Genomic DNA, 15,189 nt, shown 5'->3' on the forward strand with positions numbered 1-15,189 from the left:
CATTTATGATGACAAGTTTCTTTTGCTTTACTATAATAGTATTTGTCTAAAACGTACCATCAGACAGGTGACTGTGCTGATGCTCAAGAAGGAGTCGAGTCGTATTGCCAATATTCAACTATATCGTCCTCTCACTTTGTGGACTTTTCGTTCTTTATTCCATCGGCAGTTACATTTATCAGCAGCGCATAATGAAAACGCTGACGGAAGCAGAATTTATCAAAGGTTACCGCAAAGCCCAACTCATTGATGTGAGAGAACCAAATGAGTTTGAAGGTGGACATATTTTAGGCGCAAGAAACATTCCCCTTTCACAATTAAAGCAGCGCAAAAATGAAATACGCCCTGACAAGCCTGTTTATCTCTATTGCCAAAATAATTTGAGAAGCGGAAAAGCTGCTCAAACGTTACGTAAAAATGGCTGTCGTGAGATTTATAATTTAAAGGGCGGCTTTAAAAAATGGGGCGGCCGCATTAAAACAAAGAACTAACAAAAAAGACTCTGGGAGCTAATGCCCCCATGAGTCTTTTTATTTTCTTTCAAAAACCAGCACTGGATTCCGTGCAGCCTTTGTTTCATCCATTCGTTTCACAACGGTTGTATGTGGTGCTTCCTGTACGATTTCTGGGTTCTCTTCCGCTTCTTTTGCAATTTGAATCATCGCTTCAATAAATGCATCAAGGGTTTCTTTTGATTCTGTTTCAGTTGGTTCAATCATGATACATTCCTCTACATTTAGCGGGAAGTAAATCGTTGGCGGATGATAGCCAAAATCAAGTAATCGTTTGGCAATATCAAGTGTCCGCACACCTAGTTTCTTTTGACGTTTACCTGAAAGGACAAATTCATGCTTACAGTGGCGGTCAAATGGCAAATCATAATGAGCACATAAGCGGCGCATCATATAGTTTGCATTCAACACCGCATGATCCGTTACAGCCTTTAAGCCGTCTGGTCCCATAGAGCGGATATACGCATACGCTCTGACATTGATACCAAAGTTCCCATAGAACGGTTTCACACGGCCGATGGATTCTGGACGATCGTAATCAAAGAAATAACGACCTTCTTTCTTCACAAGCACTGGCTTTGGCAAATATGGAATCAAATCCTTTTTCACGCCAACTGGACCTGAACCAGGGCCTCCTCCTCCGTGTGGACCTGTAAAGGTTTTATGAAGATTTAAGTGAACCACATCAAATCCCATATCCCCCGGTCTTGCTCTGCTTAATACAGCATTTAAGTTCGCTCCATCATAATAAAGCTTCCCGCCTGCTCCGTGGACGATTTCAGCCATTTCTAAAATATTTTCTTCAAAAAGGCCGAGTGTATTTGGATTTGTGAGCATGAGAGCCGCTGTTTCTTCATTGACAACACGGCGCAGGTCGTCTAAATCGACAAGCCCATGTTCATTAGATGCCACCGTAATCGTTTCAAATCCTGCTACTGTTGCAGATGCGGGATTTGTTCCATGAGCAGAATCAGGCACGATGACTTTTGTTCGTTTAAGATCTCCTCTTGCTTCATGGTATGCACGAATCATCATGAGCCCCGTCCATTCGCCATGTGCTCCTGCCGCAGGCTGTAATGTCACGGCGTCCATTCCTGTAATTTCTTCTAAATGGTCACCTAAATCATAAAGTAACTCTAATGCACCTTGCACAGTGTCTGCCTCTTGAAGTGGATGCACGTTCGAGAAACCTGCAAGACGTGCCACCTTTTCGTTAATCTTTGGATTATATTTCATCGTACAAGAGCCTAGAGGATAAAAGCCAGAATCGACCCCGTGATTACGCCTAGATAATGCTGTGTAGTGACGCATAATATCCAGTTCAGAAACCTCTGGCAGCTTAGCATCTTCATGGCGGATATACGTTTCATCAAATAAATTTGGGAGCTTCTCCTCAGGTACGTCTAAATCAGGCAGGCTGTAACCAATTCTTCCTTCTTTGGATAATTCAAAAATAAGCGGCTGATCTTGTTTATTCATGACGATCCCCCAATTCCTTGATGAACGTATCAATTTCTTCTTTTGTTCTTAGTTCTGTCACAGCGACGAGCATATGCTGCTGAAGCTCTGGATAATCCCGTCCCAAGTCATATCCGCCGATGATTCCTTTTTTAAGCAATCGCTCATTCGCTTCTTTCACAGGTTCATTCAGTTTCAACACAAATTCATTAAAATGAGCACCCTCTATTTCAGCCTGTAACCCATGTTTTTCTGCCTGCGTCTTGGCATAATGGGCTTTTTGTACGTTTTGATAGGCAATGTCTTTGATACCTGTTTTCCCAAGCGCCGTCATCGCAACAGAAGCGGCTAACGCATTTAATGCTTGGTTTGAACAAATATTTGAAGTCGCTTTGTCTCTTCGGATATGCTGCTCGCGCGCTTGAAGGGTCAGCACAAATCCTCGCACACCGTTCTCGTCTTCTGTTTGCCCGACTAAACGCCCCGGCACTTTCCGCATTAATTTTTTCGTCACAGCGAAATATCCACAATGAGGTCCGCCAAATGCAGCTGGAATGCCAAATGGCTGCGCATCACCAACGACAATATCTGCCCCAAGCTTTCCTGGTGGTGTCAGTAAACCAAGTGCAAGCGGGTTACTTGAGACGATGAATAAACTTTTCCCTTTATGTGCAATCGGTTCAATGTCCTTTAATGGTTCAACAACACCGAAGAAGTTTGGGTATTGTACAAGGACCGCTGCTGTTTCGTCACAGACGGCTTCTTCTAATGCGGCTAGATCGGTCTGACCTTTTCGCGCAGGTACCTCGACGACTTCAATATGCTGTCCTTTCGCATATGTTTTCAGCACCGCTCTTGATTCAGGATGAACCGTCTCAGATACCACAATCTTTTTCTTTTTTGTATGTCCTGCTGCCAGCATCGCCGCTTCAGCTAATGCCGTTCCGCCATCATACATCGAGGAGTTGGCAAGATCCATGCCAGTCAGCTCAGCAATCATTGTTTGAAATTCAAAGATTGCCTGCAATTCACCTTGAGAAATTTCAGGCTGATAAGGTGTGTACGCTGTATAAAATTCAGAACGTGAAATCACATGGTCGACAATCACAGGCTGGTAATGATCATACACACCAGCACCTAAAAACGAGGCATAAGCCACTGTATCTTTATTTTTTGCAGCAAGACGAGACAATTCCCGCACTAGCTCTGTTTCAGATGCGGCTTCTTTGATGTTGTACGCACCTTTGAATCTGACTTTCTCTGGGATATCTGAGAAAAGCTCATCAATTGACTGAACACCGATGACATCCAGCATTTCTTTTTGATCTTGCTCTGTTTGCGGCAAATACCTGTGCTTCATCCTCTATTCCTCCTCGTTATTTGGCTCTTTTATAAAATGGTGTGGCGACGATTTTGGCTTTTAGACGTTTTTTACGAACTTGCACTTCTACTTCTGTCCCAAGCTGTGCCTCTGATGTTTCAATCAAGGCAAGCCCAATATTTTTCTTTAATGTTGGAGATTGTGTACCGGTTGTGACTACACCAATCTGCTTATCTCCTGAGAAGACCGGATAGTCTGTCCGCGGAATCCCCTTATCTATCATTTCAATCCCGACAAGCTTTCGCTTCGGTCCTTCTTCTTTTTGTTTTTTAAGTGCATCTTTTCCGATAAAATCTGCTTCTTTATCCGTTTTTACAGCAAAACCAATGCCGCCTTCTAAAGGAGAAATATCCTTCGTGAGCTCTTGGCCATAAAGCGGGAGTCTTGCTTCAAATCTTAAGGTGTCACGTGCACCGAGTCCACATGGGATCAGTCCTTTCGGCTGTCCAGCTTCTAATAAAGCGGTCCAAAGGTGAACAGCATCTTCTGACTGGCAGTAGATTTCAAAGCCATCTTCTCCTGTATAGCCAGTTCTTGATACAAGCACCTCTTTTTGCGCAATTATTGCTTTTGATAAAAACGTAAATGGCTTCAGTGATGTTACCTCTTCATCCGCAACATCTTTGATGATGTCAGCAGCAAGAGGTCCTTGAAGGGCTAACAAGGCGGTTTGATCAGAGACATTTTTAATGAAAACGTCTTCCTCACCTTGATGTTTCAGCAGCCAATCCACATCTTTTTCAATATTTGAAGCATTGATCACAAGCAAATAGTTGTTCTTTTCTTTTTGGTAGACAAGCAGATCATCCACCGTTCCGCCATCTTCATAACACATGGCTGTATATAGTGCCTTACCGTCTGTAAGCTTTGACAGATCATTGGTTAATAACCTTTGTAAAAAAGGAAGGGCTCCCTGACCTGTGACTTCCACCTCACCCATGTGAGACACGTCAAACAGCCCTGCTTTTGTTCGAACAGTTTCATGTTCTTCTTTAATGGAAGAAAATTGGACAGGTAATTCCCAGCCCCCGAAGTCAATGGTTTTTGCGCCAAACGTTTCATACGCATGAAAAAGCGGTGTTCGTTTCAACATCAATCGTTTCCCCCTTTTTTCTTACAGTGCATCACAAGCTGAATTTTCAGAAAAAAATCACAGCAAAAAAGGACAGAGCGCTCCCTTTTATCAAAAAGAAGTCTCTGTCCTTGCACCTGAAAGTTTACAGCACAACATCATTGTGCGTTTTCCCCTTTGGTGGTTTGCTAAAAATCGCTGCGCAAACACTCTCCAGAGTTGCGTCCGGTAAGAGTACTTTTGCCTGAGAGATTCACTGAACCAATTCAGCTTGCTCCTTCGGCGCCTGTCAGTGCAAAATAACCGCTAGGTCTCTCCCCATACCATCATCCGCTCATATTCTTCACCTTTATTGGACATACTATCAAAATGGGTGACTTATTCTCTAGATCACTTACCAACATCCTACCATTAGAAATGGATGAAGAGCAACAGAAAAATCATTAACATTTTTAAAATAATCATTCATTATCGTTCGCTTTTATTGATATATAACATCTTTTAAATCGCTATGAAAAAATGAAGCGTTTAAAAACAGAACGATTTTATCATCACTCTACCAGAAAGGCAGGCGGTCACATTGAATATTCAAACGATATTTGATCAAAAATGGGCAAGTGAATTTCAAAAGCGGCTTACAGCAGACGGTCCCTGGGCGAATTGGGATATGTACCGTTTAGCAGCACAAGTACAAAAAGTGACAGCCATTGATTCATTTGAAGGACTGCAAGCACCTGCGCATCTGCCTGCATTTACTCCTTTAAAACACCAGCTCGAAGTCGCTAGAAGAGTCGTAGAAGAGATGAATGGGAAAGCCATTTTAGCAGATGAAGTGGGTCTTGGAAAAACCGTTGAAGCAGGACTGATTATCAAAGAATACATGATTCGCGGACTTGCCAAGAAGATTCTCATTCTCGTACCCGCCTCCCTTGTGTCCCAATGGGTACAAGAACTGCGAACGAAATTTTACATAGATGCTGTCGAGCAAAAGAAGAGCTATGTGTGGGAGCAGTGCGATGTTGTGGTTTCCTCAATTGATACAGCCAAAAGACAGCCACATCGAGACACGATCTTATCCATCTCCTACGATATGGTCATTATTGATGAAGCACACAAACTGAAAAACAATAAAACGAAAAACTATGAGTTTGTGAGAAATTTGAATAAAAAGTTCTGCTTACTGCTCACAGCCACACCTATCCAAAATCGGATAGGAGAAATTTTCAATCTCGTTTCTCTGTTGAAGCCAGGCCATTTAGGTAATGAAACACAGTTTAAAGACCTCTTTGCCAAAAAAGACCTTCAACTTGAGGACCATGACCGGCTAAAACAGTTAGTCAATAAAGTCATGATTCGGAACCGGAGACAAGACACTGGCATCGAATGGTCAAAGCGGCATGTAAAGACGATTTCTATTGATTTCTCCCCGACAGAACAAGCACTATATGATGAAATTTGTAAGTTAAAAGAAAACCCTTCCTATACGAAGCACATGTTTTCAATTATGACCTTAGAACGAGAATGCTGTTCGAGTCGTGAGGCCGTCTATATGACCATTAAAAAAATGCAAGAAGAGGAAAAACACATTCTAGGTGCTTCTGCGATGATGCACATCATGGAGAAAATCAACCAGGTAGAACAAAATTCTAAAGCACTTGAAGTCGTTAAACTCATTCAACAATTAAATGAAAAAGTCATTATCTTCACTGAATACCGTGCGACACAAATTTATTTACAATGGTTTCTCCAGCAAAACGGCATCAGTTCGGTTCCTTTTCGAGGCGGGTTTAAACGGAGTAAAAAAGATTGGATGAAAGATTTATTTAGAGAGCGGGCGCAAGTGCTCATCGCGACAGAAGCAGGCGGCGAGGGGATCAACCTTCAGTTTTGCAACCAAATCATCAACTACGACCTTCCGTGGAACCCAATGCGCTTGGAACAAAGAATTGGACGTATTCACCGGCTCGGTCAAGAGCGGGATGTCCACATTTACAATATGGCAACTAGCGGGACAGTCGAAGAACATATTTTAAAACTTTTATATGAAAAAATTCAGCTGTTTGAAAACGTCATTGGCGATCTAGATGATATTTTAACCCGAATTGATATCCAAGATGCTGAAACAGAATTGCATCAAATTCTCTTCCAGCACGAGTCTGACGTAGACATGAAAAAGAAATTAACCCAATTTGCTTCCTATTTAACAGAAGCACAAACACCGCTTTTAGAAGAAAGACAGCAAGGTTCATAAAGGAGAGTTGACCAATGGAGCAGCGCGAGATTCACACATTTCTTCTCCGTTTCTTTCAGGCAAATCAATGCGACATACTTGAAGAAAGTGCAGGGCACATGACCGTACAGCTGACAATCGAAATGGATAAATTGATCATGAACCGTCCTTTTTATTGGCATTGGCTCGAAAAAACGGGAGGCGTACCTGAGCCGCGGCAATTGACTTTGATCACCGATCAAAAAAAAGCTGATGACTCGGTCGAAGGAGAATTTGTCCACTTCGGCTCCCCTCGTTTATTCCAAATATTCGAGGTTGTGAAACAGCAAGGCCGTTTTATTCGGCTGTACGAAAAAGTCAGACCGCTCACAAACAGCCAGATCGCACTGGAGCCGTGGCTTGGTCTCAATGTCAAAATATCCTATCTGGCAGACCGTAAAAAAGACAAACTGCTGTCTCTTGGACTGCATCTAATACGCGGAGAAGTCATCGAACAATTTCAAGAGAAGCTAGAAGCGCGTGAGCTATCGTCTCAAATTCCTGATTATTGCTTCACAATGAGTACGATGATTAAGCCAGAGAGCGGCGTCAAACGGCTTTACAGCCTGATGGAACGTTATGCCAATGAAGAGCCGGATGATTGGGCGGTAAGAGCTGTTCAAAAGTGGAAAGAAGACTCGGAACTTTTAAACCAATTTTATGAAGGGACTTCAGACACATCTGTAGAATATGAAATAGAAAGACAAGCACTTAAAACTTTATACGAACCAAAAATCAGTCTTACGATTGAAAATGGCGGACTTTTTTACTTACAGCAAAAAAGAGGAGGCTGACTTAGCGAGTCCCCCTCCCTTTCATGTGATATCAAATTTTCGATCAATCAAAAGCAACGTTTGTCTGTTTGTATTGGGCGGAAACATGACGCAAGCAATCTATGAGGTCTTATCACCTGTGTTTTTCCATTTCATGCGTTAAGTGCCTGAAATACACGATTCAGTATTTTAGGAGGGTATTTGTATGGAAAAGAAAACGAAGTTATTAGACAGTGAATGGGTTCAATTATTACGCGAAGCGCACAAAGCAGGACTAACAGCAGAAGAAGTCCGTCATTTTCTCAAATCACGCGAAAAGTCCTCTGAGTCTCCCCCTATGGCAAGAAGTCATTCTATCAAACCTTTCTGAATGTGCTATAATATCGAAAGGAAGGTGATGACATTGATTGGCCAGCGTATTAAACAATACCGCAATGAAAAAGGCTACTCACTATCAGAACTGGCCGAAAAGGCTGGGGTAGCGAAGTCTTATTTAAGTTCAATAGAAAGAAACTTGCAAACAAACCCCTCCATTCAATTTCTTGAAAAAGTCTCCGCTGTTCTGGACGTCTCGGTTCATACACTGTTAAACGAAAATGATGAAACCGAATACGATGGTCAATTAGATAGTGAATGGGAAAAACTAGTTCGAGATGCAATGACATCAGGGGTTTCGAAAAAGCAATTTCGTGAATTTTTAGATTATCAAATCTGGAAAAAAAAGCAAGAAGAGGAGTAATGCGCATATTTTAGCGCATACTCCTCCAATTGCTATGCAGATCTTGTTATCAGTCTAAAGACTGACTTTATTTTTTATCTTCGCTGTGTGCTTTTTCGTTTTCTTTCACGTAGCCTTTTTCATCCGTATGCTTTTTTGGATTGATCGTTAAACCATTCCACTGAGTCGCTTCGAAGGAAAGATCAACTTGAATCGCATCGCCTTGGTATTTATTTTGGATATAGTTACCCGCTTTATCCTTCGTCTGGTCATTGACAAATTCAATGATCATTTCCATTTTATCGTAATCAAACGGATTCTTTGGAATGCCGTCATACTCTGGAGCTGTTGATCCATCAACGGTGGCAACATTAATTTTACCACTTTCATGTAAAAACTTCTCATCGACGGCATGACGAAGCTTTTCAAATGCGGTCTGATCCTGCTTTGACGTTAATAGATGCAGGTCAAGCAGGTTTGCATGGTCTAAAATAATATTTTTCGGGTATCCATTCCCACCTTCGGCTCCAACCGTTAGAACACTCACCTGAAATTGGCTGAGGAATTCTTCAGCTGTATTCTTCCCGCCATTTTTCGCTGATGTTCCATCTTGAAACTGGCTATAATCAAGACTCATCAGCACTTGATTAATTGCAAGAGACCCTTTATTTTCAAAATTAAATTCCTTCTTTATACGGTCACCGGGTTTTATGTTCGCAAGGTTGATAGCGCCGGAATTCTCTTTTGCAGATAGATTCAGCTCTCCTGTAGAGTAGACCGCGTTTGCCGTCTCAACATCATTAAATGCAGCCCACGTTCCCCCGCCAATTAAAGCAAGACCTAACGCTCCCGATAAAACACCTAAACGAATTGATTTTTTCATTGCCATGATTGAACCCCCTAATAAATTGTTTTATTGAAACCTGATTTAGGTTACAAACGAAAATTTATGCTTGTTCCTCTGACATATGTAACTCAGCCGTATGTCTTCGATGTTTGGCAGCACCAACAAAATGAATGGTTGAATAAACAAGCAGCATCACCCCTGGAATAATGAGCAAAAGAGCGGTCCCAGCAGAAGTTCCTGCATACGAAAGAAGCTTTCCTGCATAAGGAATGTTCACGCCCGTATACTGCGCAGTCACTTGATTCGCTTTGACGAGCGTGCCGTCTTGATACATATTGTGGTCTCCTTTTGTCTCAAAGGCTTTATTTACTCCTTTTCCTTTCACCCCAACAATGCGGTGAGTCACAAAGGATTGGTCTTGCTTCGTTTGAAACGTAATAATATCCCCTTTTTTGAGTGTTTCAGGTGAGGTGACATGTTTCACAACAATCAATGAACCAGTCGAAAATTCCGGTTCCATTGATCCAGATAATACTTGCTTGAACTCATAACCAAAAATCTGAGGATCTCCGCCTGTTGTCCTTGATGACAACACGACAATAATACACACAATCATCATCGTGAAGACCAGCGCGTAAAGAATACTCCCAGACATTTTCATCCACTTTTTCATACCTTTCTCCCCTTTACATATCATGTTTCATTCAGCAGGCAAATCCTATTTAGGACGCCTTTTCTTGACAATTCGAAAGCTGCATATGTTGAGACGTAAAGAATGGCTTTTCAGAACCACCAAACCCTTTAGGATAATAGATTTTAAACACATAGATTCCATTTGTTTTTGCTTTAACTGCCGTGACAGTCGTCATTTCTTCTGATGAGAGGGACTGTATAGCACCTTTTTCAATAACATGGCCATCTTGTAATGGCATCTGAACACTCTCTACTTTATGTAGTTCCCACTTCCATTCAGAGTGCGCGATGGGTTGTCCAATATTTTTTAGTGACATGCTCAGCTTTTGAGGCGCACAGACTGTCCCCTCAATGATCGTTTGATCGATCAGTTTCAAATGGCTTCTATCCCATTTCTTCGGCTGGCAATGCTGATCTGTCTCTTCGAAATTTTCACATGTTTTCATGACAAAATTCGAATGCTCAACATCGTTAAAAGAAGCGTTAGTAGACGTAATAAAAAAAGAAGTGAAAATCAAACAAATAGCACAAAATAGTACAAAGAGCAGCTGTTTCATTGAATCTTTCAACTCCTTGAACAATTGTTCTTTAAAAAGAACGATTACACTCAGTATAAGGAATTACCTATAAAATCCAAAACGTCAAATTAGTCCATTTTGTTCTTAAACAAGAACATTACCGAGAAAATTCTTCCATTTTCTCATTCTTTCGCCATATTCAATATTTTTTTCTGTGACATTTGTACTTCTTAAAAATTTACATAAAAGTGCAGGATTTGGTCAGGATAATAATTGGTGAGGTGATGTTAGTTGAAATATGGAAGAATCATGATCATGCTCAGTTTACTGTTAAGCCCTTTGATCCAAAGCGCCCATCTAGCTGAGGCAAAAGGAATCACTGCTGCCGCAGATCAATGGGAAATAAGGGCAGTCAAAGAAGCAAAAAAACGGTATCCGTTAGCACATGTTTTATTCAAACAAAAAGTGTGGGATCGGCACCGGGAGAAAGAATCCGTGAAGCAATATCATATTACGTTGAAAGATCAGGCCAAAGAATTTGGGGTATATGTCACCATTTCCTATAACCCTTACTCGAACAAGGTCAATAAAGTCATTGTTGTGGAAGAATACAGCTAAAATGGCATGAAAAAAACCGCCTGCTGGCGGCTTTTTACTTTTGTCGATGACGTTGACGTTTTTTTAGCATCATTGAGAAGCCAAAAGGCAGAACACCGAATAAACGCTGAGAAAATGGTGGTTTTGTCTCCATTTTTTCCTGTTTATGTTCTTTCCGCTCGTCACGTGGTGTATTCATATATTTAATAATTTCCTGCGTCATATATTTTACATAATCATTTGTCTTCATCGAACACTCACCTCTTCTTCCTTAAAGTGTTACCAAGAAGAGTACCGTTTTATACACTCGCTAATAAGTGCTGATCCATTGATTGATTTCTCCTGTCTCCTTATTCATCTCTAGTTCTCGCTCATCAGTTACACCACCCTTTGTCTCGATGTTAACCAAGAGGCGGACTAGCTTTTTTCTGTCATCGCACCCAATTCGCTTCAACGTCACTCGACCTTCTTCTGTGACAATTGGGCTCAATGGCTGATCACAAATACGATTTAATTTGTTTGCAGCTTCACTTAGACCTAAACGAAATAACTGCTGTTTTTGATAAAAAGAAATCGTGAGCTCTGCACTTTTCAACTCTTTTTGAAACCCAATGGTCATCGAGCCTAGAATCAATAAAAATAAAAGAATGACAGCAAATACGTGTGGATAAATAAACCCGTCTTCTCTTTTCACGTTTTAGGAATCACTCCTTTGTAAGTGAAAAAAACAGCTTCATGTACTTGACCAAAGACATCTGTGACTTGGAGAGTGGTGGTTTGCTCTTTTGTTCTTACATAGAATTGTTTCACCTTTTGTAATAAAGGGAGATGACCTGCCTGATCCGTTCGTTTACGAAGCATCTCTTGATACGGCTCAATCGTCACCACTCGCCCTTGATTTGAAATATACTCCAGTGCTGTTCCATTTTTCACCGCTCTTACAGCGACAGCACAATTTAGCTCCTCCTCTAATTGCAGGACCGTTTGTTTCCACTCCATTTGCGAAAATTTGTTGATTTCTGCAAACGGATGAGCTTTTTCAACAATTGATAAAAGCAGCATGCAGCAAAAAGAAAGCAGCAAAAATAGCTGCAATTGCCATATTGCTTGAGCGAGTGTAAAGCCTTGTTCATCGCTCCAAATGTCGAAAGCAAAGCGTCTTCTTTTTTTGTACTTTGTATGAAACACATCCCTTCTCCTGACCCCAAATGAATTCATATGTGATCTCGCCTCGTTTCTTTGGACTTGATTCATTTTGACCTTCTATAAAAGCTTTATTCATATACTCATGTAAGATTTGATAAGCTTCCAGTTTAGCCCTTAATTCTTCTTTCCCAATTGTCAGTTTTTCAAAGGATGGCACGAGCACAAGAGCAGCAAATAGAAAGAGGTGGCAAGAAAAGAGCATCTCAAACGTACTAAATCCTTTATTGTTTCTGAACATGAATCCGCCCGCTCCCTAAGTAAATCGTGAGTTTATATATTTGACTGCCAAATTGAACAATGAGAGAACCGCCGCTATTTGGATGTCCGTTTTTATTAAAGTGAAGGCCTTTTTGAAATGTAGATTGCTTGATGGTGCCTTTTTTGTGTGGATTAGAAGTAATGATCTGCTCACTATTCTGTTCGATGACTTGATAAGATACATCGTGCGGGTGAAACTCAACAGTTACTCGTGTTTTTTTAATAAATGCAGTATAAGATGCCAATTGAAGATCTTGTTTTAGCAAGTTCACTTGCTTTTTTGCTTCAGCACTTTCTAATATATTGGGCACTTTTCCACCTATTATCGAAAATAAGATAGAGAAAATCATGACGATCAAGAGCTGCTCAATGAGTGTAAATCCTTTCTCCTGGAAAAGCGATTTATTCATTTTTCACATCCCCGTTTTGAATGAAAATTGCCTTTCCATTCGGACAAGTTAATCCTTTTTTGACATAGCCTTCTTTTTCTAATTCAGCTAAAGATGGCGTCTTGCCGTCATGCTCTAATTCATATGCCATTACCTGTGTACTCACCATTGATTTCAGCCCTTCACAGCCCTTTGCTTGAATGCTTTGATGATGCCGAGTGATATTTGGAATGGTGATCAATAAAAGAATGGAGATCACAAGCATGACAATTAACATTTCTAACAGTGTAAATCCTTTATCATTCATGCCTTAGTCCTCCTTTTCACACTTGTTCCATTAGTTGATACATTGGTAAAAGAATAGATAAATACACAATGAGTATAAGAAATGCTGTTAAGCCATAGATGACAGGCTGCAGCCATGAAACCCATTTTTCAATTTTTAATTCTGCATTCTCTAAAAGAAATTGACTATATGTGTACATCTCTCTTGCTAGCATCCCACTTGCTTCCCCATGCTTAATGACAGCCGCAAAATGCCTTTCGAAAAAAGGAGACCGGCTTATTTGATGTTCCATACTCTCACCTTTTCTTAACTCCCCTATCATTTGTTCAGACATTTCTTGAAGGAAGGGTAAATAGGTCTGCTGTTTAAAAGCTTGCAAACTTTCGTAAATCGATAATCCAGCTTGAAGAAGTCCGCTTAGCTGAAGGGAAAAAAGATACGTATGCATCAGCTGCACCCCTTTAAATACCACCGGCAGCCTGCTGATGACTTTCAGTTTCTCAAGGGTCGATTTTTTCTTAAAAAAGAGCTCATAATATCCAAAAAGACAGATGCATATACAACCGATCATAAGCAGCAAAGCGTGTAGGAATTGGAAGAGGCCAAACATTCCTTGAATCAGCCATGTCATGCTTGTATTCATAGATGAATATAATAAAGAAAATTGAGGGACGATCATTTGCTGAACAATGATGAGCACAACAAAAACCGTAAACATAAGAAAAATCGGATATCGTAACATACGCTTGAATGTGTCTACCTGCATGATTTTTTTTTCTAGAAAACGGGCGCTTTGTTCAAGAGCTCGCGCTAGGCTGCCATGCTTCTCTGAAAAACAAAGAATAGCGACAGCTTCCCGCTGAAAATGAAGTCGCTCAAGTACAACGTAAAAAGGCTCCCCTTCAAGCAGCCACTGAATGCCTGGCGTTAATCGCTGTTGCTGTTTTTTTGATAACTGAATATTCACCATCGTTAATGCCTCAACCAATGTATATCCAGCTTGAATCAATTGAGCCAGTTTCGATAAGAATTCAGCTTGTTCTTTTTTAGACCATGCTTTAGAGGTTCGCTTCTTCATAAACCCAGCGATGATATGTGCTTTTTGATAAATAGCCGAGTGCCACTCCTTTCCGAATTAACCTTTGCAGTGTTTCGTATGACGAATGAGCGTATTCTCCTTTTGCCTCTTTGATACACTCACCAAGCTCCTTTCCGTAAAGCAATTCAAATACATTTGTTCGTCTGACTGGCCGATTTAGTTTGCAATAAAGCTCACACGTTTCGCCGCAAAATGGACATGCGAGTTCGATTAACCGCTGAGCAGCAATGGCAACCATTGTTTGTTCGAGTTCATTCATCGTCACACCAAATTCGAGCATTCGATAAAGAGCTCCTTTTGCATTCTTTGCGTGCAGTGTGCTCATGACTAAATGACCTGTCAAAGCTGCTCTAATAGCTGTTCTCGCTGTTTCTGCATCTCTTATTTCTCCAAGCACAATCATATCTGGATCATGTCTTAAAATAGCGCGTAAACCTGCCGCATACGTGATACCAGCTTTTTCATTTACTTGAACCTGCAACACTTCTTCATTTCTTGTTTCCACAGGATCTTCAAGGGTAATAATATTCCGATTAAAATGTTTTTTGGCAAACTGAATCAATGAATAAAGTGTTGTCGTTTTCCCTGAATTTGTTGGTCCTGTAAATAAAATGAGCCCATGCGAATGATTCAGAAACGATAATAATCTCGCTGAAGCCTTCGGGAACAGTGACAAATACTTTGTTTTCGGCACATGATCCTGCGGTAAAATCCGAATCACTAGACTTTCATCATTTACAGTTGGTAGTGTAGAGAGCCGAACAAACACTTGACCGCGTCTTAGCATCACAGCCAATGATCCATTTTGTGGTCTCCTTCTTTCACCAATATCCATAGAAGATAAAAATTTGAAATGAGCAATGAGCCGCTCTCCGCTCTTTTTGTCAATGATCCGCTGCTGAATGAGGTCAGCGTCTACACGAAAAGAGACTGAAGCTTCCTTTTCTCTCGGAACAATATGCACATCAGATGCTCTCATGCGGCACGCCTCTTCTAGCAGCTCTTGCCCCAAATATTCAATACCATACAAGTGGTTCACTCCTTTCAGTGACCATATTGTATGATGGCGCAACGTGCCTGACAAAAGCGTATTTCATGGTTTTCATGACTGAA

20 protein-coding genes and 1 riboswitch are annotated in these 15,189 nt (G+C 40.9%); of the genes, 6 read left to right on the plus strand and 14 right to left on the minus strand.

What is annotated here, in order from left to right; all coding sequences use genetic code 11:
• Positions 1 to 110: 110 nt before the first annotated feature.
• Positions 111 to 491, plus strand: coding sequence for a rhodanese-like domain-containing protein (locus MHI58_RS11985; RefSeq protein ID WP_024718853.1), 381 nt, complete (start codon positions 111 to 113; stop codon positions 489 to 491).
• Positions 492 to 530: 39 nt separating this feature from the next.
• On the opposite strand, the gene gcvPB is transcribed toward MHI58_RS11985, so the two are convergent.
• From gcvPB to gcvT, 3 genes are read right to left on the minus strand one after another with little or no spacing between them, the layout of a single operon-like run.
• Positions 531 to 1,991, minus strand: a complete 1,461-nt coding sequence (gene gcvPB / locus MHI58_RS11990; RefSeq protein ID WP_045034367.1) for an aminomethyl-transferring glycine dehydrogenase subunit GcvPB — start codon at positions 1,989 to 1,991, stop codon at positions 531 to 533.
• Positions 1,984 to 3,330: an aminomethyl-transferring glycine dehydrogenase subunit GcvPA gene (gene gcvPA, locus MHI58_RS11995; RefSeq protein WP_024718851.1), complete on the minus strand. Its 1,347-nt coding sequence runs from the start codon at positions 3,328 to 3,330 to the stop codon at positions 1,984 to 1,986. The genes gcvPB and gcvPA overlap by 8 nt, the downstream gene beginning before the upstream one ends.
• Positions 3,331 to 3,346: 16 nt before the next feature.
• Positions 3,347 to 4,444 (minus strand): glycine cleavage system aminomethyltransferase GcvT, encoded by a 1,098-nt coding sequence (gcvT, locus tag MHI58_RS12000; protein ID WP_045034368.1) that lies wholly within the window; start codon positions 4,442 to 4,444, stop codon positions 3,347 to 3,349.
• A gap of 201 nt (positions 4,445 to 4,645) precedes the next feature.
• A riboswitch (glycine riboswitch) is annotated at positions 4,646 to 4,753 on the minus strand.
• 250 nt (positions 4,754 to 5,003) lie between these two features.
• Between gcvT and MHI58_RS12005 the strand changes: the two genes are divergently transcribed.
• From MHI58_RS12005 to sinR, 4 genes are all read left to right on the plus strand, one after another.
• Positions 5,004 to 6,674: a DEAD/DEAH box helicase gene (locus MHI58_RS12005; protein ID WP_008342199.1), complete on the plus strand. Its 1,671-nt coding sequence runs from the start codon at positions 5,004 to 5,006 to the stop codon at positions 6,672 to 6,674.
• A gap of 14 nt (positions 6,675 to 6,688) precedes the next feature.
• Positions 6,689 to 7,486 (plus strand): YqhG family protein, encoded by a 798-nt coding sequence (locus tag MHI58_RS12010; protein WP_017367588.1) that lies wholly within the window; start codon positions 6,689 to 6,691, stop codon positions 7,484 to 7,486.
• A gap of 184 nt (positions 7,487 to 7,670) precedes the next feature.
• Positions 7,671 to 7,835 carry an anti-repressor SinI family protein gene (locus tag MHI58_RS12015; protein WP_082055572.1) on the plus strand — a complete coding sequence of 55 codons (165 nt, stop codon included), beginning with the start codon at positions 7,671 to 7,673 and terminating at the stop codon, positions 7,833 to 7,835.
• Between the two features lie 33 nt (positions 7,836 to 7,868).
• Positions 7,869 to 8,204, plus strand: a complete 336-nt coding sequence (gene sinR / locus MHI58_RS12020; RefSeq protein WP_017357978.1) for a transcriptional regulator SinR — start codon at positions 7,869 to 7,871, stop codon at positions 8,202 to 8,204.
• Between the two features lie 67 nt (positions 8,205 to 8,271).
• Here the strand turns inward: sinR and tasA are convergent, their stop codons facing one another.
• Genes tasA through tapA form a run of 3 tightly spaced genes read right to left on the minus strand, consistent with a single transcriptional unit; the run spans position 8,272 to position 10,280 of the window.
• On the minus strand, positions 8,272 to 9,072 hold the full coding sequence (gene tasA, locus MHI58_RS12025) for a biofilm matrix protein TasA (protein ID WP_008342195.1): 801 nt from the start codon (positions 9,070 to 9,072) through the stop codon (positions 8,272 to 8,274).
• Positions 9,073 to 9,130: 58 nt separating this feature from the next.
• Positions 9,131 to 9,703 (minus strand): signal peptidase I SipW, encoded by a 573-nt coding sequence (sipW, locus tag MHI58_RS12030; RefSeq protein WP_017357979.1) that lies wholly within the window; start codon positions 9,701 to 9,703, stop codon positions 9,131 to 9,133.
• A gap of 49 nt (positions 9,704 to 9,752) precedes the next feature.
• Positions 9,753 to 10,280, minus strand: a complete 528-nt coding sequence (gene tapA / locus MHI58_RS12035; protein ID WP_045034369.1) for an amyloid fiber anchoring/assembly protein TapA — start codon at positions 10,278 to 10,280, stop codon at positions 9,753 to 9,755.
• A 252-nt stretch (positions 10,281 to 10,532) separates the two neighbouring features.
• Between tapA and MHI58_RS12040 the strand changes: the two genes are divergently transcribed.
• Entirely contained in the window at positions 10,533 to 10,859 is a 327-nt protein-coding gene (locus MHI58_RS12040) for a DUF3889 domain-containing protein (RefSeq protein WP_045034370.1), read from the plus strand.
• Between the two features lie 34 nt (positions 10,860 to 10,893).
• Here the strand turns inward: MHI58_RS12040 and MHI58_RS12045 are convergent, their stop codons facing one another.
• From MHI58_RS12045 to comGA, 8 genes are read right to left on the minus strand one after another with little or no spacing between them, the layout of a single operon-like run.
• Positions 10,894 to 11,088, minus strand: coding sequence for a YqzE family protein (locus MHI58_RS12045; protein WP_008342191.1), 195 nt, complete (start codon positions 11,086 to 11,088; stop codon positions 10,894 to 10,896).
• Between the two features lie 60 nt (positions 11,089 to 11,148).
• Positions 11,149 to 11,532, minus strand: coding sequence for a competence type IV pilus minor pilin ComGG (gene comGG, locus MHI58_RS12050; protein ID WP_045034371.1), 384 nt, complete (start codon positions 11,530 to 11,532; stop codon positions 11,149 to 11,151).
• Complete coding sequence (gene comGF / locus MHI58_RS12055; protein ID WP_045034372.1) at positions 11,529 to 12,026, minus strand: competence type IV pilus minor pilin ComGF; 498 nt, start codon at positions 12,024 to 12,026, stop codon at positions 11,529 to 11,531. Before comGF ends, comGG begins: the two co-directional genes overlap by 4 nt.
• Positions 11,968 to 12,282, minus strand: coding sequence for a competence type IV pilus minor pilin ComGE (gene comGE, locus MHI58_RS12060; protein ID WP_041506956.1), 315 nt, complete (start codon positions 12,280 to 12,282; stop codon positions 11,968 to 11,970). Before comGE ends, comGF begins: the two co-directional genes overlap by 59 nt.
• Entirely contained in the window at positions 12,266 to 12,712 is a 447-nt protein-coding gene (gene comGD / locus MHI58_RS12065; protein WP_045034373.1) for a competence type IV pilus minor pilin ComGD, read from the minus strand. The genes comGE and comGD overlap by 17 nt, the downstream gene beginning before the upstream one ends.
• Positions 12,705 to 12,998, minus strand: coding sequence for a competence type IV pilus major pilin ComGC (gene comGC, locus MHI58_RS12070; protein WP_008342186.1), 294 nt, complete (start codon positions 12,996 to 12,998; stop codon positions 12,705 to 12,707). Before comGC ends, comGD begins: the two co-directional genes overlap by 8 nt.
• A gap of 16 nt (positions 12,999 to 13,014) precedes the next feature.
• Entirely contained in the window at positions 13,015 to 14,055 is a 1,041-nt protein-coding gene (comGB, locus tag MHI58_RS12075; RefSeq protein ID WP_041506954.1) for a competence type IV pilus assembly protein ComGB, read from the minus strand.
• Entirely contained in the window at positions 14,036 to 15,106 is a 1,071-nt protein-coding gene (gene comGA / locus MHI58_RS12080; protein WP_024718839.1) for a competence type IV pilus ATPase ComGA, read from the minus strand. Before comGA ends, comGB begins: the two co-directional genes overlap by 20 nt.
• Positions 15,107 to 15,189: the final 83 nt, after the last annotated feature.

The organism is Bacillus sp. FSL K6-2869, assembly GCF_040869405.1.
Lineage (GTDB): Bacteria > Bacillota > Bacilli > Bacillales > Bacillaceae > Bacillus > Bacillus altitudinis.